The following is a 20,467-nucleotide window of genomic DNA, read 5'->3' as shown; positions in this document are numbered from 1 at the left end:
AGCCTCTTTCCCTCACAAGCCCAGGCAGTAGGCGCGAAGCCGTTGAGCTTCGCCCTGGGCGGAGCTTTGCCGAAAGAATGCAATCCTGCCCTTATCCATGCCGCAAGGCCATCAAAAGGAGTTGCCAAATGGGATTCGCCACATCACTGCAGACTTTGACACGCCTGACTCTGAAGAGCCTGCCTGCCACGCTGTCGCTCAGCCCGAACTTCAGCTCCGATGACGCAAGCAAAGCCGCTGCAGAACCCGTATCGCTCACAAGCAACCGTCCAAAGGCGAAGCAGATCAGCATTCCGGTCATGCGCGCCAACCGCGGCCGCAGCCGCAGCCGTCTAGGCAGCAAAACGCTTTATCCTCAGGCCATTGCAGCGACCCCAGAGCTGCAGTCGCTAGTAACCGATGAGTCGACACAAGCTGCTGCTCCGCGACTTCTCAAAATCGTGCAGCGAGAACCGCGCAAGCAGCCCGAATGCCTGCTGATCTGCGGACGCATGGCCGATGTCTGCGCCGCGCTAGAACGTATGGCACTCCATGAGCAAACAGCGCCGCAAGTCTGAAGCACAGTGAGGTTTGACTGCCTGCACTTATGCAGCCCGAGCCCGACCCGCGATAGGCCTGCAGGAGATGCAACAAAGCTTCCATATGCATCCAACACAAAGCCATCTCAACACTCTTGGCCTATCGGCCGGCAGATATGGCGCCAGACAACTTTGCCAACAGTGCATAGGCAAAAAACTCGATACCGCCAGAGCAGGCCCTCTGTATTTGCGCCGAACGATCTGGATCGCCATGTAAATTTTTTGCTGATGTTCTGCCTGGGCCTGTCCGCGGGACGCATTTCGCACAATGCCTCGCAGCCTTCAGAACTCCTTGTCAGGCGCGAATATCCGTCAGAACGGATACCCGGATCAGGGTATTGCGGCACCTCTTCGACAGTGGAAACATTCATATACACATGTCAACGAGGGCGTCTTATGAGTGCCTACCGCAAGCTCTTGCAGCACATACAGGCCAAAGACGCCAATGGAAACCTGCGCCTGATTCTGGTCTATCAGAGTTTTGATGAGGTCGACATGCCACACGGCATCTCCATACGCCCATCTGCCATTTACTTTGAAACTTCCGATCACCAAGAGGTCAACTGGCTCAATCCACAACAGTTCGAGATAGAGGCCACTGGCGAAATCCTCAATCGCGTTCCTCCTTCGCCCGAGGAATGAGACAACTCGACGCGACCGCCCCTCGTTACAGAGTCTTACCTCCTGTCTACAACTCTGCTGCATTCAAGAACTAGGCATTGCGCAGCTCGAAATATTGGAATAGATTGATTCTCAGGCACATCTTCCGGCATCAGGAGGCTGAACATGTTCAAGCACCTGCTCATTCCCACCGATGGCACCAAACTGTCAGAGGCTGCCGTGCGTGCTGGCGTTCTGCTTGCACGTGAACAAGGTGCCAAGGTGACTGGCCTTTATGTCATGCCCGATTACCGCGCCATCATCTACGGCGCAGACGCGCTGTTGACATACAACAGCGCAGAGTTCGAGCGAAGTGCCAACAGCGATGCAGATGCGGCTTTGCAGTTCGTCGACCAGATTGCTAGACCTGAAGGCGTACCCTGCAACTTTGTGCGAGTCACCCACGCCTCTGTTTACCAAGCCATTGTTCACCAGGCGCAGGAATTGCAGTGCGACCTGATTTGCATGGCCTCACACGGTCGCAAAGGTATTGGCGGAATTTTGCTGGGCAGCGAAACCCAGCGCGTCCTGACGCACAGCCATGTCCCGGTGCTGGTACACCGGCCCGCCTCCACCGGCAAACATTAAGGAGCCAGAAATATCGAATAGCAGTCCTGCATGTCGCACGCTTGCCTCGGTACAGGATGGGCAAGTGATTTGCAAGTCATGGCTGCAAAATGCAGGCCAGCCAGTCAGGAGTTGCTGGCCGCACCCGATGGGGCAACCTGTCAACCGTTCAAACGCGTCAGCAACAGTGCAAGAGCGATAAACGGCGATTGAGGCCAAAGTAGCGCCTCTGCCAACTATTCAAATGCATTGACTGTGTGAGCTGCAGAACCGGATCGAGAGGACCCCAAAACTTGCCCGCCTTGCGCGGGCATTTTTTTGGCTGCTAGGCACATCGCTCCGATACTTCTCCCAATCGCTCACGATGCCCAGGCAAGGTGAACAGAATCTGGAGATTCTGCGAGTCCATTTGCTGCACCACGATGGAGCCGTCTTCGTGCAGATAGATCCGCACAGTGTGTGCATCATCCAGATCCCAGTGCGCAACGCTCGTATTCACCCCCCGCCAGCCATGCTCCTCGCACAGCCGACGCCGGCGCAAGGCCTTCAAAAATTCCTGCGAAGCACCAAGCTCTGCATTGGTTTGCACCCAGCTGTCGATCACCAACTCATAAGCCATCTGCTGCGTATGGCAAGGCTTGGCCAGCTTCATGTGCCTGATCCAGGCATCTAGACGGGAGGCAAAAGTGTATTGCAGGTGGTGGGACATGGGCTTTTTTTTGAATTCAGTAGGGCATCAGGCTAGATCGCCACTTGCACATCAAAATCAGAATTTTCCTACGCCCAATTTACCGAAAAGTGCAGCAGAAACAAAATCTACATCACCAATAGGTTCAGGGTTTAACACTGCTTGACGACCGGCCTGAGAGACAACTGGCAGAGCGAGACTTGCCAGAGCCACGGTGAACCCTGAGCCTGCACGGTGACATATCTCAAGGATTGGATAGGCTGGCTTTTGGACGCTTGCCAGCTGCTCAGCCACCGCATTGCCTAGTATTTCGGGAGCACCTACCGATGACTTGCCTGTTGGAATTCAGGCAAGGCGATTCAGCCCTGCTTTCGTTGACTCAGGCCAGAGCATCGTCATCCTGAAATTCAATGCGCCTCTCTCAAAATTGTCATCATCAGGCAATTTTTACGCTCAAACCCATGCCGGCTCAGAATAGATTTCATTAAAAAAATCTATCTTTTCACTCAGTTACTTAGCACGGCCACTTCATCAAGAAAAGATGACAGCGGCACCGGCAAAGCACCTCCCCAGCGCTTCAGAGAAGCTCACACAGCAGATCTGCTCTGTCCATTAGCGCGATCTGTAAGTGCCTACATACTTCCTTACATCCTCTTGATACAACATCAGTCAAATGCAATGAAATGTCAGCTCGCAGGTCCTGCGGCAAGTCGTTGAGCAACAGGGAGTGTCGTCATGAGAAAAGTTAATCCTGCCGCCAAGAACGCGAACCGCGCTTTTGTCCGTCTGCACACGTATGTGACCAAGCAATTCGACTGGGATCTCTTCACCAAGGACTACCGGGTAGTCCTGCACACTGACGAGGACGGAGGCGTCACGCTCTACATCGTCAAGGTCTTCGACAAGGATGGACAGCCTGCCGCACTAGGCCCAAAGATCCCTAACCAGATTACGTTCTCTTACCGTCAGGCTCCCATCATGTCGGTATGGACAGAGTTCTTTAACGACGGCAAATTCAGTTGGCGCAATGTCTCCTGCCGCTAGGGCGCGGCGGTGGAGGATGGTGGATTGGCTGTCGGCATAGACACCCGTCGCTGCGCCAGGAGCGCCATCCTGTCCAACACATTCAGGAGAGTTGCATGACCCGCTTCCAACCGATGCTTGCAACTGCTGCCCTGCTCAGTCTCATGACACTACATCTCAGCAGCAGCTCCATGGCACAGGCCGCCTTTACAACCCCGGGCGGCTACACCAACTCCTACAGCGGCCAGATCACGGGCAACGGCATCGTGCAATACGGGCTCGAAACGCGGCCCTTCCAGCGCATGACCGTCACGCTCAATACCAACAACCCCTCCAGCCAGATGAACGTCTTCAAGGACGGCTCTGCCCAGCCCCTATGCCAAGGCTCGGCCAACAACAACATCTGCACCTTTCGCATCGAACGTGGTGCCAGCTATCGCGTGCTGATCTTCCTCACGCGTGAAGCCGCCCAGCGCGGCGAAAGTGCACGCTTTACGCTCACCACCGAAGAAAGCACCTGACAGCTTGACTGCCGTCAAGAAGCCCTCAGTCCATGGCTTGTAAACTGGCTTCAACAGATTCAAAGTGAAAGCCCGTTACACGATATGGAAAACTTTCCCAAAGACATCTACACCGAGCCCACGCCCGATGTGAATACCCTGGCCAACCTCGGCCCCCTCACCGGCATGGCCGGCATCTGGACCGGCAAGCGCGGCCTGGACATCAACCCCAAGGCTGACGGCCCCGAAAAGCAGGCCTTTATCGAGCACATGGAGTGCCAGCCCATCGATGCGCAAACCAACGGGCCACAGCTCTTCTATGGCATGCGCTACCACACACGCATCGTCAAGCCCGACGATGTGGAAACCTTTCACGACCAGGTCGGTTACTGGCTGTGGGAGCCTGCCACCGGCAACATCATCCAGACCCTGACCATCCCGCGCGGACAGACCGCCATGGCCACGGGCAAGACCACGGCCGACGCCACCAGCTTCACCCTCAGGGCCGAGCGCGGCTCCACCGTCAACGGCATCTCCAGCAACCCGTTTCTGGAGCACGCCTTCAGAACCGACGCCTATACCATCACCATCACCAAGCACTCGGACGGCACCTGGTCGTACGAGCAGGAAACCACGCTGACCATCCCCGGCCAGAGCGAACCTTTTGCCCATACCGACCGCAACACCTTGCACAAGATTGGCGAGCCCACGCCCAACCCAACGGCAAGGGCCGCAGTTGAAATCTGATTACGACTCTCAAAGGACTCCACGCCCCCGGCCGAATTCACTGGATCCGCAGGGCGCACACTCCCCGATTACCGCATCGTCCGTGATGGCCTTACGCTGCTGGCCATGGCCCTTACAGGCAAGAAGGCGCTTGCCTTCAAACCGGCTTATATAGATGCCTTTCAGCGCATGGAGGCCGTTCGCAGCAGGCTGCCGGCATTCGGCGCATGGAGCTGACCTTCAATCTGGTCGCGAAGGCTGAGGCGCAAGTGCACCGCACTGCGTTCAAGACCTTGATACAGGGCGATGCCGATAGATGAGCGCACAGCAGCCACCTGGCGAACCTGAATTACGGTCGCCCACCCTGCGCCATATACAGCCGATTGTGACCGAGCTGAGGCAGGCCTCCTTCGACAGCCTGCCATGGCGCATTGCCGACGGCGAGACCATCGGCTCGACCGATGCCCAACTGGCCAAACTGACAACGGCCTGCTCCCAGCACCGCGAGAGGCAGCCCAGCCTGCCGACCGGCAACAGCCGCAGAGCAGGCTGCGCAAGACCTTCGGATAGTCTGCTTTTGATAGCTTCCAACGCTTTATGGATAAGGGCTTGAGGCGGATTTTACCTGCAACCTCATGAATTTGATTTCCATCAAGAAACCGTCTGAATACTCATTTCAAGGTGTTGCATTAGCAGCCCTGGAGTGTGAGTATGAGTTCGGTGATCGATCGAATTGATTTGGCAACAAAACGCGCACCTATGCGCAAGGAGGCTGGATATGTTCAAGCACATTTTGATTCCTACGGACGGCTCTAAGCTCTCTGAGGCCGCGCTGCGCGCGGGCATACAACTGGCCAAGGAACAAGGCGCACAGGTGACGGCGCTGTATGTGATGCCGGATTACGCAGCCATGATTTACGGAGCCGAGGCGCTGATCGCCTACAACTCTGCAGAGTTCGACAAAAGCGCCCAGAAGGAAGCAGATCAGGTGTTGCAAGCTGCCCTGGACATTGCCAAGACCGAGGGCGTGGCCTGCCAGACGGTGCGGGTCACGAATATCTCCATCAATCAGGCCATCATCAAGCAGGCGCAGGAGGGTAACTGCGATCTGATCTGCATGGCATCACACGGCCGCAAGGGCATTGCCGGCATTTTGTTGGGCAGCGAGACCCAGCGCGTACTGGTCAACAGCAGCATTCCGGTTCTGGTGCACCGCCCGGTTTAAGCATGCTCGACTGCAGCGCAGCCACTTCTCGGCCGCTCTCATAATGCAAGCAACGCCCCATCGCCCTCGTGCGGTGGGGCGCTTTTTCATGGCCGATCGTCGTGTAGCATCGGTGCATCAAATTGTGAGCCTTTGGTTCCATTTGTCACGCCGGCAGCGACGTCTCTTGTTCATTTTGAAAAAAGGGAAAAGCAGATGAATCACGCAATCGCAACCGCTGCCGGCCTGGCGTGGCAGACCGGCCCGATTCGCCCGAGAGCCTGCACCTGCGGCAGCGTGGTGTGCCAGTTGCTGCATGAGCGGGTGATGAGCGATATGTCGCGCCGCATGTTTGTGGGCGGGGTGGCGGCCATGATGGCGCCATTTGTGACCCTGCATGCTGCCGAGACAGGCGCGGGCGGGGCGGCCAGGCCGGCCGACCGCCCCGTGTTGCTGACCAATCTGCGCCTGTTTGACGGCACGGGCAAGTCGGTGCGCCAAGGCGTCCAGGTGCTGATCCAGGGCAAGCTGATTGCCGCCCTGCCCTCTGCCGGCGAGAAGGTGGAAGGTGCGCAAGTGATCGACTGCCAGGGCAAGCTGGTGATGCCGGGCATGATCGACACGCACTGGCACACCATGCTGGCAGCCATTCCGCAGATGACGGCCATGACGGCAGATCTGGGCTATCTGTATATCTCCGCCGCGCAGGAGGCGCAGCGCACGCTGATGCGCGGCTTTACCTCGGTGCGCGACGCGGGCGGCCCCGCCTTTGCGCTCAAGCGCGCGATCGACGAGGGCATGATCCCGGGCCCGCGCATCTATCCCAGCGGGGCGATGATTTCTCAGACCTCGGGCCATGGCGACTTCCGCCTTCGCAGCGATATTCCGCGTGCAGCGAACGAGCCGCTGAGCATGGTGGAGCAAACCGGCGTGGCCATGATTGCGGATGGCGAGACCGAGGTTCTGCGCCGCGTGCGCGAGCAGTTGATGCTGGGGGCATCGCAAATCAAGATGCTGGCAGGCGGCGGCGTGGCATCGCTGTACGACCCGCTGGACAGCACCCAGTTCACCGAGAAGGAGTTGCGCGCCGGCGTGGAGGCCGCCGCAGACTGGAACACCTATGTGATGTCGCATGTTTACACCCCCAAAGGCATCAAGCGGGCCATCAAGGCGGGAGTAAAGAGCATCGAACACGGCCAGTTGGCCGACGAGGAAAGTGCGCGCATGATGCGCGACGAGGGCGTGTGGTGGAGCCTGCAGCCGTTTCTGCAGGACGAGGACGCCAACCCCTACACCGATGCAGTGCGCCGCGAGAGCCAGTCGCGCGTGGCCCAGGGCACGGTGCGCGCCTATGAGATGGCGCAGAAGTACGGCATCAAGACGGGCTGGGGCACGGACATTCTGTTCAGTCCCAAGGGCACGGTCACACAGGGCAAGCAACTGGCCAAGCTGACGCGCTTTTACGACCCCATGACGCTGCTGAAGCAGGCCACGGGCACCAACGGCGAACTGCTGGCCCTGTCGGGCGAGCGCAACCCCTATCCCCAGCCGCTGGGCCGCATAGCCCCTGGCGCATTTGCCGATCTTCTGGTGGCCGATGGCGACCCGACGGTGAATCTGGACTTCCTGAGTAACCCGGAACATAACCTGCGCCTGATCATGAAGGATGGCAAGGTTTACAAGAACACGCTGTAAGAGAGACAAATGACCCAGCACATCAACACCACTCCGGGTATGGCAGCGGCGGCGCTGGCCGTGAGCCTGCTGGCAGGCACGCCGGCCTGGGCACAGGACAAGACGGCAGCCGATGCATGGCGCTTTCAGCTCACGCCCTATGTATGGATGACGGGGCTGGACGGCAGCGTCCGCCCGTTCAGAGGAGCGCCAACGGTGAGCGTGAACAAATCGTTCTCGGACATTCTGGAGGACCTGGACGCTGCAGCCTTTGTGAACGGCACGGCACGCAAGGGACAATATGTGCTGCAGGGAGATTTCAGCTACGCCGCTACATCGGACAAGGCTGCCTTACCCTTAGGCCTGAGCGCAAATGCCAAGATTCGCCAGACCTCGCTGACGATGACCGGCGGGCACAACTGGATGCTGAGTCCGCAGTCGAGCGTTGACCTGATGGCGGGCCTGCGCCTATGGCAGATCAAGGCCGAAGTGAGTGTGCCAGGGGTGGGTTCGGCGCAGTCCAACACCTCGTTCGTCGACCCAGTGGTCGCCGCACGCTGGCGCTACGATATTGCGCCGCGCTGGTCCACCTTGGTGTATGCCGATATGGGTGGGCTGGATGTGGGCTCGAAGTTCACCTGGCAGGTGCACGGCTCGGTGAACTACCAAGTCAAGGAAAACATCTTTGTGTCCGTGGGCTACCGCCACCTGAGCGTGGACTACCGTGACGACGGCAAGCGACTGGACTTCAGCCAGAGCGGCCCGATCGTCGGAGCGACGTTCAGGTTTTGATCACCACCAGCGGATAGCCAACACCCAGCCCCTCAGACCTGCGGCTGCAACGCCGCATGCAGCAATGGCATAGGCGATGGCAATCGCTGCGGGCGAACCAGGCTGCACCAGGCCCTCTATAGCACTGGATTACCTGGTGCGTGATCTCGCTCGGTTTCAGCGCATGGAGTCTCCTCAACCACCGGGGAGTCAGAGCCTGAAAACGCGCTCGAAGCACCACCACAGGACAAACCAGGGACGTGCGCACTCATTGCTGCAGCCTGCCTTTCCTTGCTCCATCAGCCGCCCGCGCCAGACGACAATGTCAAAGCAGCACCAACTGACCAAAACCAGAAATCCGACAGGCCACAAGACATCAATGAACCGCACCGAATTTCTGCAACAGCCCGAAGTCATTGGCTTTACCGACTGGCTTGCAGCCACACTCCCCCAGCGACAGATTCAGTTGAACATTCGCTCTTCCAGCTACGTACCCAAGGGCTTGATGGCCACCACCCGTTTTGCCGATCTGGTACCTCACCACTACCGCTGGCGAGCGACTGGCCTGGCAACAGGCGACTGGGCCGAGTCGTGCATCAAGACAAGCGCTCTTTCTGCCAAGCTGCGCGCTGCCGTGCAGGCCAACGATGCGACAGCCACCCTGGCCGCCTGTAGCGATGTGCTGGACTGGGGCGGCGAGCGCAACCCCAAGGAAGGCGCGCGGCCCTTTCTTGTAGGCCTTGGCACTAACATCAGCCACTACATTGCCCAGACCCACCAGGAAATGGCGCTTGGCTCGGCCAGCCTGCGCACCGGCTTTCCGACAGTGCGGCTCATGAACTCCATGCTCACCAAGGTGCACGCCTTTTATTCAGCCGAAGGCTTGCCCATCTATGACTCACGGGTCAGCGCCGCGGCGGCTGCACTGGTGGAGTTCTGGCGCCGCAGCAGCGGCAGGCCCCACCTGCCCGATACACTGAGCTTCCCGCTGGCCGGCGGCAGCCAGAAGCCCCAGCACAAACTGGCTTGCCTGTTTGACCAGCCACCGACGCCGGGCACCCTGCTCTACACCAGCCAAAGCACGCCCCAGCGCTGGGCTGGCGCCAAGGTGCGGCTGGCCTGGGTAATGGCCGAGACCCTGCGCAAGACCCCCGGCCTGTTTTCAGGCCAGCCTGATCGCATGCGGGCCATGGAAGCTTCACTCTTCATGGTGGGCTACGACCTGAACTGCCTGGCCTGAACAAAACAGCCCCTGCCAACCAGTCGTTGCAGGGGCTTTTCTCCGCATCCAGGCATTTAGGTCAGATAGGCCTCCAGCGCTTATCCATCAAACGCCGGAAGCTATCAAAACGGCTAGCTCTGGAAAAAGCCAATGGGCCTGTCGAATGCGGACAAGGGCAAAACGGCAAGACTGGCGGAATCACGGCAACGCTCTTCACCAAGGCATAAGGCCGGCCGTTGGACATGCTTCATGGGTACTGCGGTTGGAGCGACTTGCATCGGGGAGGCAGCGATCGCAACCCTGAGTGAGCCCAAAACCCAGCACATCCTGCCGCGCATCTGGATGAATACTGTGAGGAATATCGAGAGTTCCGCCTCAAACGTAAACCAAATGCTACGTAATGGCCGTGAATTCACAAAATTCAGCGTTGCGCCACGTTCTCCTACAGAAGGGTTTTCCATGACTCGGCGACCATGCACCCACAGCAAGCCAACCCGGTTTGCTGGTCACCAACCTGAAGGAGTGAAGGACATGACGCAACAAGCGAACCAGCAGCACAACCCCAGCCAACAGGACAAGCAGCAACAGCAGCAGCAAAACCCTGGGCAACGCCAACCAGGCCAGAACACCAGCCAACCCGGCCAGCAGCAACAGCAAACCCCAGGACAGCAGAAGACCCCTGCTCAACAACAGCAGCCCGGGCAACAGCACAAAACGCCCCAGCAGTGAATGTGAGCGCCTCAGCGCTGGCCCACCTTGCCAGCGTTGTTCTGTACCACGCAAAGAAAGGAGCAGGAATGCAACCAGCCTCACCTGTCATCTCATCCGATCGTGTCAACGGCACCAGCGTCTACAACCCCAACGGCGACAAGCTGGGGGCTATCGACTCACTGATGATCGACAAGCTCACCGGCAAGATTCGATATGCAGTGATGCAGTTTGGCGGTTTCCTGGGCATCGGCTCAGATCTCTACCCACTGCCGTGGGATAGCCTCAAATACGAACCCAGCCAAGGCGGGTACGTGGTTTCCGTCACCAAGGAACGGCTTGAAAACGCCCCTCGCTACGAGGGAGGCACATTGCCTGAATACACCGACGACTACGGCCGCCGTGTTTATGACCACTACGGTGTGCCCTTTGTCTAACCCCGGCACGCAACCACACATGCGCTAGTGCCCAAACTCAAGAAGAACCGCAGGCCGGTCGGCGCCGGCCACCAACCAGTTGGAGTTCAGCCCACCTCGCGGTCGGCTTTTTTTTGCGCGGAGATTTTCAAATGTAGCCTCCTGGCCCCGCGGGCCTTAAGCGCGACCTCTCCCCGCAGGGTCAAGCGGGGCCATCTGGTGTGATGGTTCCCGGTACAAGGTATTGCTCAAAATCGAGGCCTGAAATACGCTTTACCAATACCGTGGTGCACAAGCCGTGAGCTGCGGTCTGAGCGGTCACACCAGATGGTGATGATATCCATTGCTTTCTGCCGAGCCTGAGGTTCTCTACCCTCCCTCTGCTTCCCCAGGCACGCCGCAAGGCATCGGCCTTTACACGCAAGCCCACCAGCCAACGCCGGTGGGCTTTTTCTTTGCCGGTAGACGCTCAGTGCAGCCACGCAACACATGAGGTCGATGTCTGTTGACGCGCTGTACAGGGGAAATTTAAACTACTGTACAAATGAACAGCACTGATAAAAATAACAGTAAAATTCAAGGCAACAGCTTGCTGCGCCAGAGCGCGAAGCGCATTCACTCCACCATACCTTTGTGGGTTTCACCGGCTCTCAAGAGCGCTGGTCTTTTTTATCCGACCCCGCCCATCCAGCGGGCCTGCTTCTCGCCAAAAGGAGACTCCATGCTGTACAGCACCGTTCCTCAACCCGTTGATGAAGACCTCGTGCAGCGCCTGCGCGAGAAGGGAGGCCTGTGAAATGGCCACACATCCCCACCGTCGCGCTCGCGCTGCTCCTGACAGTCCTGCTCTTGATCGCCCCGGCCTTGGAACAAAGCTACTGACCGCCGCGCAATGGGGCCTCAGCCTCCTGGGGATTGTTTGCCTCATCGGCGTGGCGGTCGTCATTGCCACCACCCCGGAAGCCTGGCCGCTGTGAACGGTCGACCTCATCGATTTTGATAACCACAGGCGTTTTCCTGACAAGCGCCAGACCGGAGAAATATCATGGAAAAGATCATCGAATCCCTGATCCTCGTCGCCGCCATCTTCATGGGCGTACTGTGGCTTGCCACCCCCAACGCCCAGGCAGACGAACCCACCACCCTCACCAAATCCGTGCGCGACGAGTTCGCCTGCCCGGGCATGCACGCCGAATGGCTGGACGCCCACACCGTCCAGTGCCTGCGTGAAAAGCCCTGATCTACCGTCCCGCTGCCCCCGCGAACAGCCCATGCCCCATCGACACCGTACGGCAACGGCAACAGCTACAGCACCACGACAGCCAACACAGCCGGCTGCTGCCTGCTATGGAAAGCAAGGCTGCTAGTTCAATCCAGACGATGCCATCAGCTGCAGCACACTTTCAAATGCAGATAGGGCGGGCGCAACGCAATCGCCAATTCAGAAGCTCGGAAGCGCCCGCCAAGCAGACAAAAGCCCGCAAGGTTCCAGACCTGGAAGGCTTTTTTGCCAAGTGGTTGGCATGTACTACCGCTACCTCAATCTGCTATGGCAAGCCCGCAAGCACTTGCGCGAGCGTTACTCGGAAGGTTTTGCGTAGACCTCTGCACTCAGCACCTCAAGGCCGACAAAGGGTTCAGTCCCTTCGACCCAGGCATCATGACCGGGTGGGATGGCGTAGGACTCCCCTGCGCTGAGCATTTTCTGAGAGCCGTCCTGCATTTGAACGGTGAGCTTTCCCGAAACGACGTGCCCCACATGCGAGAGCTGGCAGTATTCAGTCTTCACCACGGGCTTGATGCATTCGGACCAGCGCCATCCGGGCTCAAAGTTGAACCGTCCAATCGTGTAGCCCTGAAGCTTTACGAGCTCCACGCGAGTTTTGCTAGGTGTGCGAAGTTCATCAGGCTCGCTGTGTGACCTGACTTCTAGCTTCTCAACGCTGACTGGAGTGGCCATGATTTTCTCCTTCATAAGAGCTGCACCTCGAGCCCCCAAGGAATTCTTCAGGTATAGCTGGTGAGCCGAAGGACAGATGAAAAAACTTATCACTACGTCATTCGCATGGCATTGCCAGGAGCACTTATCAGTTACCAATTGCTGCATGCGGCACGGCACTGTCTGCGCCGCCCAATTCACGGCTGACAGCAAAAAGCATGCTTTGACATACGGGGTGCCTACGCGGCCCATCTAAAGCGCCACAAGTTCGCACAGATTTTTCAGATTTGCATACAGCAAGCAGATCGAATGCAGCTGCAGCAAGAACGGCATGACTTCTTTGCGCAGCCCCAAAACAGCGCAGTGCTGGCTGTTTTGGGCGCAGCCAATGCCTTAGCCATTGGTAAAGCTGGCTGAACTGTCCAGACCCCGCCCACCCAGCCTGCGCCATATGGGCTTTTTTGTCTGCCATTCACGGAGGCACGATGGATCGCGCCGCCCCCTTGGCCTCAGCGAGGTAAATGCCCGAGTCATCCGCCGCGCACCAAGAACCTACTAGCACTTGAGCCCGCTGATGTTAGGACTACGGCTCGGTTACTTTGCAGGGTGGTCGCGGCGGAACAGCTCCCACTCGTCGATTTCCGTGCCGTTGGGCAGCACGCAGATGCCGCGCTCTCCGGCAGTGGTCTTCTCGATGCGGGTCCTGCCGCCCAGCTGGGCACAGTACACCGATGCGGGGTTGGCCATGCCGATCACAGGCGCAGCGGACTGAGGTTGGGCGCAACCGCTGATGGCCAGTGCAGAAAACACTGCGCTGGTGGTTCCAAGTGCTTTTTTCATGGGCTCAATGTAGCAAATGCCGCCTTTTTCATTGAGCCGCAAAAAATCCTGACTCACATCAATCTCTCGTTTCCTTCATACATATGGGCTAAGGGTTGGCACCGACGATGTTGGCGGCACTCTGTCAGCCAATGTCACTTTTAGTTATTTCACCTCCAAAAGAGGAAAAGTGAACTGTCAGAAATCGCAAGAAGTTGTTAATTTGTGATCCGGAAGATGAGCGGCTGACACATTAATGGCCGCCTTGGCATTTAGATTTGACTAGAGATATGGCCAGTCTGGCCTGTCTGTTGGTGATCACTAGCAGAAGGGCTGTGTGTATGCATACGAGCAACGACCACATCTTTGTGTTGATGCCATCTCTGTCCCTGCTCTTCCTGGCCGGCCTGCTAGGAGTGTGCTGGGCGACCCAGCCCAAGCAACGCTTTCTACTCTGGCTGTGCGCCTCTTTCCTGCTAACCGCAATGTCCATCAGCATTCGCAGCGTGCTGAAGTTTGAAGTCCTCAATCACTATGTGGTTCTCGTCAACGCACTGTTTCTGGCGGGAGCTTGGTGTTTTTCCAAGAGCTTTTCAGAGCGTCGGTGCGTACCCACATATCCGCTTGCAGCCCTTGTCTTGTGTGCCGCGACGCTGGCCTCGCTCTACTATTTCGCCAACGTGGCACAGAACCAGGTGGGTAGGCTGCACACATTCGGTATAGGCGTAGCTCTGATGCTCTTGCTGCCAGTGCCGGCAGTTCTCAAACGGGGCCTCACCAACGACTGGCTGGATAGGATTTTGCTGTGGTCCTATATGTTTTATGCCGTCTTTACCATGCTGCGCCCGACGCTGGTCGCGACTTTCGCGCATAACGGTCTCGGCGATGCCATGGATGCCAACTCAACCTATTGGCTGACAACGCTGATGAGTATTTTGCTTTTTGCATTGCTCTTCACGGTTTTAGTCTGTGCAGTCACCATCAGGGACACAGTCCGTCAACTGCGCACTGAACGCGACCTGGATGCTCTGACCCAGATACTGAATCGCCGCGCATTCAGTGAAGCCGCACAGCATCGCCTGGCCGACCAGCGCCTGTATCCCATGGCGCTTCTGGCCAGCGATATTGATCATTTCAAACGCATCAACGACAACTGGGGGCATGACAAAGGTGACGAGGTCTTGCAGCTTGTCGCCAGAGCGATGCAGCACAATGTGCGCAGCAATGATCTGGTTGCACGCTTCGGCGGTGAAGAGTTTATGGTTCTGCTGACAAAGATCGATTTGCAAGGTGCCGAGCAAGTCGCCAAGCGCATTGGCCTGGAGTTGAGAAATGACCAGGAGCTATTGCCGAAAGGGCCAGCCCTGACGCTGAGCTTTGGCATCACTTCAATCAGCAATGCCGACCAGCTTGAAGGTGCACTGAGGCAAGCCGACCAGTTGCTGTACAGCGCCAAAAATGCTGGCCGAGACCGCGTTCATGTGGAAGGCCGCACTTACCCAGACATCAGCTTTGAACACACCTTACCGGCAGACCACCCCATGGCATTGCTGATGTAAGCCGGTGAATTCGCTGACCCATGCCATCACGCACCAGGCAGCTCACGTATCCAAGTTGGCCCACAATGATTCCTGCATGGTCGCTGGCAAACCAATTTGCCAGCATTGATGCACCCCGTCATGGGTGCACTTTTGTCAGTGGAATCCTTGATGCGCAGACTTCGCCATCTCACCAACCGGCATCGCACGCCGTCCACCAATGTCGCCCTGGGTCTGCTGCTGGCCTTTAACGCAGGCGCGGTCAACGCTGGCGGCTTTCTTGTGCTGCGGATGTATACCTCGCACATGACGGGCTTTGCCTCTCAACTGGCCGACGGCCTGGTGCTTGAGAACGCCAAGCTGCTGCTGAATGCGCTTGGTGCCATCATCGCCTTTACAACAGGCGCGGCCGTCTGCGCGTTGCTGGTGAACTGGGGGCGCAAACGCCATCTGTACAGCGTCTATGCCCTGCCGCTGATGCTGGAGGCCGTCATGCTGATTGCCTTCGGCCTGATGGGTACAGTCACCTTGACCTGGAACACTCCCTTCGCAGTGCCGCTGACCGTTCTGCTGCTGTCCTTCATGATGGGTTTGCAGAATGCCGTAGGTTCCAAGACATCCGGCGGCAGCACTCGCACCACGCACATGACCGGCAATTTCACGGATCTGGGCATGGAACTGGGCAAGATGTTCTTCTGGAAGCGCCACGCCAACGCCGGCCTTCAACTGTCGCCCCTGGTTCGGCATGACTGGCGCCGTATGAAGGTGTCCGCAGGGCTGATCTTGATGTTTGTGCTGGGCGGCATTACCGGTGCACTGGGCTTCAAGCATATCGGCTTCATCTGCGTGGTTCCGCTGGCCGCTCTTTTGCTTGTACTGTCCGTGCCGCCATTTATGCGCGATGCAGCGCAGTCCGCCGAGCGGCCGTCACTCTTCAGCAAGAAGAGCTGAGTGCATCCGGTATCTCACGCCGCTGCCGCGACGTCCCCGGGTCCATGCACGACGACCTGATCGCGCCCAAGCTCCTTGGCCTTGTAGAGTTGCTGGTCAGCCCTCATTAGGGCTTCGCGCAGATCGCTGCCGAATGGACTGACAACGACACCCATGCTCAAGGTCACGCGCTGACCATCGGGCAATGGCGCAATGATCTCGACCGCTCCGGCACGAATACGCTGCGCCACACGTTGTGCAGTCTCAATGTCGGCATGGGTCAACAGCAGCACAAATTCTTCGCCTCCAAAGCGAGCCACCAGGTCGGTTCCACGGACACTTGCCTGTATGACTTCCGCGACGGCCTTGAGCACTCCGTCTCCATATTCGTGCCCCCAGTTGTCGTTGACCCGCTTGAAGTGATCCAGATCCGCCACCACGATGGAAAGCGGTTGCGCTTTTCGATCCCGGGCCAGCGGGTCTGCAAGCTCCCAGAAGCCGCGACGATTCAACACGCGAGTCAGCATGTCGTGATTACGCTCGTCTCTGAGTGTGGCCATTGCATCCCTCATCGAAACGATGAGCATGAGGCCCGAGAACACCAGGCTGAACAATAGCGAGCCCAGCATGGTGACCAACCAGTAAATGGAGCTGAGCATGTCCTGGAGCTCAGTGAATCCCAGAAACAGCACCATGATGGGCCTGAACACTGTATAGATCGCAAAGGCCCCATAGGACCTGTAAAGCAGCTTCTCCAGCCCGTCACGTCTGACTTTTTTTAGCGCAATGGCAGGAAACGGTATGAAGTGAATGATGCCAAGCCCTGCGTTCAGCCAGAGCACGCGCGCAGCAATGTTGTCCTGCACGATGCTGTACTCGTAAAGAGCAGCAACCACGATGATCGATACCAGGGCCGAGATCTTGGGATATGAGGAGACGGAAAACTTTTGAGCGACGCCCCAGGTACAGAGCCAGGCACCAAACAGATAAATGGGCCCGGTGTAAACAGCCCACCGAACCAGTTGTCCGTGAGGTGTCAAGCATTGCCAGCCCAAGGCAAGCCCCGTAAGTGTCAACCCACAAGCCGTCGAGAGCAGAAACACTGAGCGGCGCTGTGCAAGCCAGCAAAAAGCCATGAGTGCGCCCAGTGCTGTTATGCATACCGGCGCGACCAACAAATAGAGCTGCAAATTGCTAGGCATGAATCAGCCGATCAGTAAAGCTCATTCGCGCGGCTACACATTGGTGGCTACCCATGCTCTGAGGTTAGGAAGAAGGAGTCCGTTTGATCAGTGGACTGTTGAATTCGGGGCGATGTTAGCAAGTGTCCAAAAGCCGAGAAATCGATTTCCCGACAAATATCAGTTACCGGCTCCGGTGCGCGGGACGGGCCAGGCGTCACGAGAGCCATCCCTGCTGCGCTCGAGTTCGTCGCCCCGGCCCGGATAGCGAGCCCTCCGGACCTGATTGCGGCCCGAACTCTTCGCCCGGTACAAGGCCATGTCGGTGCGGCGCAGCAGTTGCGCAGAGGCTTCACCGGCCTGCCAGCTGCCCACGCCGAACGACATGGTGATGGTCCCTGCCGCCGCGTAGCTGCGCGATGCGATGCTGCGGCGCAGCCGCTCGGCCAGCTCCAGGGCCGCCTGCAGGCCGACGCCCGGTACGATGATCAGGAACTCCTCGCCACCCCAGCGCGCAACATGCTCCGAGGACCGTACGGTGTTCCTGAGGACTTTTGCGATCTGCTGCAGGACCTGGTCGCCGGCCTCATGGCCGAACTGATCGTTGACCTGCTTGAACAGATCGACGTCGCACATGATCAGTGCATAGGGAACGCCTTGACGCTCGGCAATTCGCTGGCAATTTTCCAGCTCATAACTTCCGGCACTGCGGTTGGGCAAGCCGGTCAGATCATCCCGGTAGGCCCGTACCAGCAGTTCCTGTTCACGCTGAACCAGGTCGCTGATGTCTTTGGAAATGCTCACATAGTGCGTTATCCGGTGCCTGGCATCGCGCAGCGCCGAAATGCTCTGGGCGGCATGGTAGAGCTCGCCATCCTTGCGCCGATTGATGAAAGTCCGGCTGAAGTTTTCTCCGCGCACCAAGGCGTCGCGCAACTCGGCATAAAACTGTGCCGTATGTGAGCCGGAGTGCAGCATGGCCGGCGTGCGACCCATTACTTCTGCGGCGCAATAACCCGTCTGATGCTCAAAAGCATGATTGACAAACACGAGATAGCCATTGCGATCGGTAATGAATACCGGCGCATTGGCCGAGTTCAATGCCTGGATCATCAAATCCCGCTGCCTTTCGCTTTCCACCTGCCGCGTCACATCCTGCTGCACGGATACAAAATGCGTGATCTTCCCGCCTACATCCCGCACGACAGAGATATTCCAGGACACATGGTATGGCGTTCCATCCTTGCGGTAGTTGACTGCGCTACCTTGAAAAAAACGACCCTCGGCAAGGCATTGGCGCAATTGCTCAATCACCTGCTGATCCGTCTCGGGGCCCTGCAACATACGCGGAGACCGGCCCAGCAGCTCCTCTGTGGCGTAACCGGTCATGCTGGTAAATGCCTTGTTGCAATAGCTAATGAACGGGCCACCGCCAGCCATTTCGGCATCGGTTATCACCACGGCATTAAATGCCTGGGCCACAGCCACCTCAAGCAGTTGCGGTTGGGTATCCAGGCGAGAATCAGAAAGTGACGAAATATAACTATTCTTCTCCATCGCCATATTCTCACCTTGATTGGGAACGCGGCGACACATTAATTTCTGACCGACCCTGACACCCGCACAGTCATCGATATCCGCGCCGGTATTGAGCAAGCAGCCGGCAGAGATGTTAATGATTGGACATATATGAAATGCTTGACAAACGTTTTACCCATATGGACCGGTTTGCGAACCGGTTTGCATTTGGCAGCGCACCGAAAATGACCGCCTGGTCAACAGACCGGAGGCGCAAACCTTTGGCCTCTGAATCAGGCAGAAGATATTACAAAGCTGCTGCACATCGGGCAGGCTCGAACGGTCGGGGCTGAAGCAGCCAAGCCGCAGATGCCACGAGTGCCCGGCAGCCCGGCATTTGCGGATCGTGTTGCCTCGATGCGCTGACGCACCGGTCGTCTGCGTACCAGCTCGAACATACCGGTAAACCCCAGTTTTGCCGGTCACAGCCACTGCAAGCCACGGACCGTCTCCGGCCTGGATCACAATGGCATTCGCAACCCGGAGCTTCTTGGGGCATGGTCATCAAACGCCTGCAAATGCCATGCGTCAGCCTGGCTTTCAAAACCGGTGCCAAACCTGAGCTAAGCTCTGGTGTGTGTAGGGTGTGCACGCAGGGAATCTGGTGGCGTCGATTTGGCGTAAGTTTTCACGAGAGCAATCCTAAGCCTTTGATCGCATTGAATTTCATTCAATAAACTCAGCCACTTACTTAAGGATGCCAGTGGTGAACATCGTTATCCTGGACGATTACCAAGACGCGGTTCGCAAGCTCGATTGCGCCAAGCTGCTCGATGCCTTCAACGCCAAGGTCTACACCAACACCATCAAGGGTGTGGGACAGCTATCAGTCCGGCTGCGCGATGCGGATGTCATCGTCCTGATTCGCGAGCGCACCCAGATCTCGCGCCAGTTGCTCGATAAGCTGCCCCGGCTCAAGCTGATTGCCCAGACGGGCAAGGCGGGCGCGCATATCGATGTGCAGGCCTGCAGCGAGCGTGGCGTGGCGATCGCGGAAGGCGTGGGCTCTCCGATTGCGCCGGCAGAGCTGACCTGGTCGCTGATCATGTCGGCCATGCGCCGCCTGCCGCAGTACATCGCCAATCTCAAACATGGTGCCTGGCAACAGTCGGGACTCAAGGCGGCATCCATGCCGCCCAACTTCGGGCTGGGCAGCGTGCTGCGCGGACGCATGCTGGGCATCTGGGGTTATGGCCGCATCGGGCAGCTGCTGGCGGGCTATGGCAAGGCTTTCGGCATGCAGGTCTGCGTCTGGGGCAGCGAAGCCTCGCGCCGCAAGGCCGAGGCCGACGGCTATCTGAGCGCCCCCTCCAAGGAAGCCTTTTTCGAGCAATGCGATGTGTTGTCGCTGCATCTGCGTCTGCACGACGCGACGCGGGGCATCGTGACGGCACAGGATCTGGCGCGGATGAAACCGACCGCCCTGTTCGTCAACACCTCGCGCGCCGAGCTGGTGGAGCCCGAAGCCTTGCTCTGCGCCCTGAACCGCGGCCGCCCCGGCCTGGCCGCCATCGATGTCTTCGAAAGCGAGCCGATACTGCAAGGCCATGCCTTGCTGAGGCTGGAGAACTGCATATGCACACCCCATATCGGCTATGTGGAACAGGACAGCTATGAGCTGTATTTCCGCGCGGCGTTCGAAAACGTGGTGAACTTTGCCAACGGCCAGCCCAGCAATATTCTGAACCCCGAGGTTTTCAACGGTCCGCTGCGCCTGAACCGCTAGGCTAGGGTGCCGCGGCCAG

Annotated in this window: 22 protein-coding genes and 1 pseudogene; 18 read left to right on the top strand and 5 right to left on the bottom strand. The window is 58.1% G+C overall.

Annotated features, from left to right (window positions below):
* Positions 1-77: 77 nt before the first annotated feature.
* From JAO85_RS13160 to JAO85_RS13150, 3 genes are all read left to right on the top strand, one after another.
* A complete protein-coding gene (locus JAO85_RS13160) occupies positions 78-557 on the top strand; it encodes a hypothetical protein (protein WP_237734829.1) in 480 nt (159 codons plus the stop codon).
* Positions 558-974: 417 nt separating this feature from the next.
* Positions 975-1,220 carry a hypothetical protein gene (locus JAO85_RS13155; protein WP_202788224.1) on the top strand — a complete coding sequence of 82 codons (246 nt, stop codon included), beginning with the start codon at positions 975-977 and terminating at the stop codon, positions 1,218-1,220.
* Between the two features lie 144 nt (positions 1,221-1,364).
* Positions 1,365-1,826, top strand: a complete 462-nt coding sequence (locus JAO85_RS13150) for a universal stress protein (RefSeq protein WP_034377594.1) — start codon at positions 1,365-1,367, stop codon at positions 1,824-1,826.
* Between the two features lie 304 nt (positions 1,827-2,130).
* On the opposite strand, the gene JAO85_RS13145 is transcribed toward JAO85_RS13150, so the two are convergent.
* Positions 2,131-2,457: a hypothetical protein gene (locus JAO85_RS13145; protein WP_003075735.1), complete on the bottom strand. Its 327-nt coding sequence runs from the start codon at positions 2,455-2,457 to the stop codon at positions 2,131-2,133.
* 771 nt (positions 2,458-3,228) lie between these two features.
* On the opposite strand from JAO85_RS13145, the gene JAO85_RS13140 reads away from it, so the two are divergent.
* The 12 genes and pseudogenes from JAO85_RS13140 (at position 3,229) to JAO85_RS13085 (ending at position 11,977) form a co-directional block, all read left to right on the top strand.
* Positions 3,229-3,537, top strand: coding sequence for a hypothetical protein (locus JAO85_RS13140; protein WP_003053988.1), 309 nt, complete (start codon positions 3,229-3,231; stop codon positions 3,535-3,537).
* Positions 3,538-3,632: 95 nt separating this feature from the next.
* Positions 3,633-4,037, top strand: a complete 405-nt coding sequence (locus tag JAO85_RS13135) for a hypothetical protein (RefSeq protein WP_003062872.1) — start codon at positions 3,633-3,635, stop codon at positions 4,035-4,037.
* A gap of 84 nt (positions 4,038-4,121) precedes the next feature.
* Complete coding sequence (locus JAO85_RS13130; protein ID WP_202788223.1) at positions 4,122-4,763, top strand: FABP family protein; 642 nt, start codon at positions 4,122-4,124, stop codon at positions 4,761-4,763.
* A gap of 39 nt (positions 4,764-4,802) precedes the next feature.
* A pseudogene (locus tag JAO85_RS25630) lies at positions 4,803-4,979 on the top strand (Rha family transcriptional regulator); the annotation flags it as partial.
* Positions 4,980-5,520: 541 nt separating this feature from the next.
* Positions 5,521-5,967, top strand: a complete 447-nt coding sequence (locus JAO85_RS13120; RefSeq protein ID WP_003062865.1) for a universal stress protein — start codon at positions 5,521-5,523, stop codon at positions 5,965-5,967.
* A gap of 195 nt (positions 5,968-6,162) precedes the next feature.
* Positions 6,163-7,641, top strand: coding sequence for an amidohydrolase family protein (locus JAO85_RS13115; RefSeq protein ID WP_202788222.1), 1,479 nt, complete (start codon positions 6,163-6,165; stop codon positions 7,639-7,641).
* Between the two features lie 9 nt (positions 7,642-7,650).
* On the top strand, positions 7,651-8,412 hold the full coding sequence (locus JAO85_RS13110) for a YfaZ family outer membrane protein (RefSeq protein WP_003062860.1): 762 nt from the start codon (positions 7,651-7,653) through the stop codon (positions 8,410-8,412).
* 358 nt (positions 8,413-8,770) lie between these two features.
* Positions 8,771-9,631, top strand: coding sequence for a hypothetical protein (locus JAO85_RS13105; RefSeq protein WP_202788221.1), 861 nt, complete (start codon positions 8,771-8,773; stop codon positions 9,629-9,631).
* A gap of 132 nt (positions 9,632-9,763) precedes the next feature.
* Positions 9,764-10,342, top strand: a complete 579-nt coding sequence (locus tag JAO85_RS13100; RefSeq protein ID WP_202788220.1) for a hypothetical protein — start codon at positions 9,764-9,766, stop codon at positions 10,340-10,342.
* 68 nt (positions 10,343-10,410) lie between these two features.
* Positions 10,411-10,758: a PRC-barrel domain-containing protein gene (locus JAO85_RS13095; protein ID WP_003062855.1), complete on the top strand. Its 348-nt coding sequence runs from the start codon at positions 10,411-10,413 to the stop codon at positions 10,756-10,758.
* 523 nt (positions 10,759-11,281) lie between these two features.
* Positions 11,282-11,533 carry a hypothetical protein gene (locus JAO85_RS13090; protein WP_172415364.1) on the top strand — a complete coding sequence of 84 codons (252 nt, stop codon included), beginning with the start codon at positions 11,282-11,284 and terminating at the stop codon, positions 11,531-11,533.
* A 249-nt stretch (positions 11,534-11,782) separates the two neighbouring features.
* On the top strand, positions 11,783-11,977 hold the full coding sequence (locus tag JAO85_RS13085) for a hypothetical protein (RefSeq protein WP_003053971.1): 195 nt from the start codon (positions 11,783-11,785) through the stop codon (positions 11,975-11,977).
* A 339-nt stretch (positions 11,978-12,316) separates the two neighbouring features.
* Here JAO85_RS13085 and JAO85_RS13080 read toward each other — a convergent pair whose 3' ends face one another.
* Entirely contained in the window at positions 12,317-12,697 is a 381-nt protein-coding gene (locus tag JAO85_RS13080; RefSeq protein WP_034389780.1) for a cupin domain-containing protein, read from the bottom strand.
* A gap of 573 nt (positions 12,698-13,270) precedes the next feature.
* Entirely contained in the window at positions 13,271-13,516 is a 246-nt protein-coding gene (locus JAO85_RS13075; RefSeq protein ID WP_041744581.1) for a DUF333 domain-containing protein, read from the bottom strand.
* Positions 13,517-13,836: 320 nt separating this feature from the next.
* Between JAO85_RS13075 and JAO85_RS13070 the strand changes: the two genes are divergently transcribed.
* A complete protein-coding gene (locus JAO85_RS13070) occupies positions 13,837-15,054 on the top strand; it encodes a GGDEF domain-containing protein (RefSeq protein ID WP_003062847.1) in 1,218 nt (405 codons plus the stop codon).
* Positions 15,055-15,204: 150 nt separating this feature from the next.
* A complete protein-coding gene (locus tag JAO85_RS13065) occupies positions 15,205-15,984 on the top strand; it encodes a YoaK family protein (RefSeq protein ID WP_012838828.1) in 780 nt (259 codons plus the stop codon).
* A 14-nt stretch (positions 15,985-15,998) separates the two neighbouring features.
* On the opposite strand, the gene JAO85_RS13060 is transcribed toward JAO85_RS13065, so the two are convergent.
* Both JAO85_RS13060 and JAO85_RS13055 read right to left on the bottom strand, forming a co-directional pair.
* A complete protein-coding gene (locus JAO85_RS13060) occupies positions 15,999-17,165 on the bottom strand; it encodes a diguanylate cyclase (RefSeq protein ID WP_202788219.1) in 1,167 nt (388 codons plus the stop codon).
* 159 nt (positions 17,166-17,324) lie between these two features.
* The gene (locus tag JAO85_RS13055; protein ID WP_237734828.1) at positions 17,325-18,707 is read right to left on the bottom strand and encodes a GGDEF domain-containing protein; all 1,383 of its coding nucleotides are present in this window, start codon (positions 18,705-18,707) and stop codon (positions 17,325-17,327) included.
* 721 nt (positions 18,708-19,428) lie between these two features.
* Between JAO85_RS13055 and JAO85_RS13050 the strand changes: the two genes are divergently transcribed.
* Entirely contained in the window at positions 19,429-20,448 is a 1,020-nt protein-coding gene (locus JAO85_RS13050) for a D-2-hydroxyacid dehydrogenase family protein (RefSeq protein ID WP_003062839.1), read from the top strand.
* The last annotated feature ends 19 nt before the right edge of the window (positions 20,449-20,467 follow it).

Source organism: Comamonas sp. NyZ500 (assembly GCF_016772095.1).
In the GTDB taxonomy this organism is placed as follows: domain Bacteria; phylum Pseudomonadota; class Gammaproteobacteria; order Burkholderiales; family Burkholderiaceae_C; genus Comamonas; species Comamonas thiooxydans.
This window is presented reverse-complemented; position numbering and strand designations above follow the sequence as displayed.

Bases quoted from the DNA above. Each gene is read 5' to 3' on its own strand.
- JAO85_RS13160 (WP_237734829.1), top strand. From the start codon at position 78: ATGCAATCCTGCCCTTATCCATGCCGCAAGGCCATCAAAAGGAGTTGC.
- JAO85_RS13155 (WP_202788224.1), top strand. From the start codon at position 975: ATGAGTGCCTACCGCAAGCTCTTGCAGCACATACAGGCCAAAGACGCC.
- JAO85_RS13150 (WP_034377594.1), top strand. From the start codon at position 1,365: ATGTTCAAGCACCTGCTCATTCCCACCGATGGCACCAAACTGTCAGAG.
- JAO85_RS13145 (WP_003075735.1), bottom strand. From the start codon at position 2,457: ATGAAGCTGGCCAAGCCTTGCCATACGCAGCAGATGGCTTATGAGTTG.
- JAO85_RS13140 (WP_003053988.1), top strand. From the start codon at position 3,229: ATGAGAAAAGTTAATCCTGCCGCCAAGAACGCGAACCGCGCTTTTGTC.
- JAO85_RS13135 (WP_003062872.1), top strand. From the start codon at position 3,633: ATGACCCGCTTCCAACCGATGCTTGCAACTGCTGCCCTGCTCAGTCTC.
- JAO85_RS13130 (WP_202788223.1), top strand. From the start codon at position 4,122: ATGGAAAACTTTCCCAAAGACATCTACACCGAGCCCACGCCCGATGTG.
- JAO85_RS13120 (WP_003062865.1), top strand. From the start codon at position 5,521: ATGTTCAAGCACATTTTGATTCCTACGGACGGCTCTAAGCTCTCTGAG.
- JAO85_RS13115 (WP_202788222.1), top strand. From the start codon at position 6,163: ATGAATCACGCAATCGCAACCGCTGCCGGCCTGGCGTGGCAGACCGGC.
- JAO85_RS13110 (WP_003062860.1), top strand. From the start codon at position 7,651: ATGACCCAGCACATCAACACCACTCCGGGTATGGCAGCGGCGGCGCTG.
- JAO85_RS13105 (WP_202788221.1), top strand. From the start codon at position 8,771: ATGAACCGCACCGAATTTCTGCAACAGCCCGAAGTCATTGGCTTTACC.
- JAO85_RS13100 (WP_202788220.1), top strand. From the start codon at position 9,764: ATGGGCCTGTCGAATGCGGACAAGGGCAAAACGGCAAGACTGGCGGAA.
- JAO85_RS13095 (WP_003062855.1), top strand. From the start codon at position 10,411: ATGCAACCAGCCTCACCTGTCATCTCATCCGATCGTGTCAACGGCACC.
- JAO85_RS13090 (WP_172415364.1), top strand. From the start codon at position 11,282: ATGAACAGCACTGATAAAAATAACAGTAAAATTCAAGGCAACAGCTTG.
- JAO85_RS13085 (WP_003053971.1), top strand. From the start codon at position 11,783: ATGGAAAAGATCATCGAATCCCTGATCCTCGTCGCCGCCATCTTCATG.
- JAO85_RS13080 (WP_034389780.1), bottom strand. From the start codon at position 12,697: ATGGCCACTCCAGTCAGCGTTGAGAAGCTAGAAGTCAGGTCACACAGC.
- JAO85_RS13075 (WP_041744581.1), bottom strand. From the start codon at position 13,516: ATGAAAAAAGCACTTGGAACCACCAGCGCAGTGTTTTCTGCACTGGCC.
- JAO85_RS13070 (WP_003062847.1), top strand. From the start codon at position 13,837: ATGCATACGAGCAACGACCACATCTTTGTGTTGATGCCATCTCTGTCC.
- JAO85_RS13065 (WP_012838828.1), top strand. From the start codon at position 15,205: ATGCGCAGACTTCGCCATCTCACCAACCGGCATCGCACGCCGTCCACC.
- JAO85_RS13060 (WP_202788219.1), bottom strand. From the start codon at position 17,165: ATGCCTAGCAATTTGCAGCTCTATTTGTTGGTCGCGCCGGTATGCATA.
- JAO85_RS13055 (WP_237734828.1), bottom strand. From the start codon at position 18,707: ATGGCGATGGAGAAGAATAGTTATATTTCGTCACTTTCTGATTCTCGC.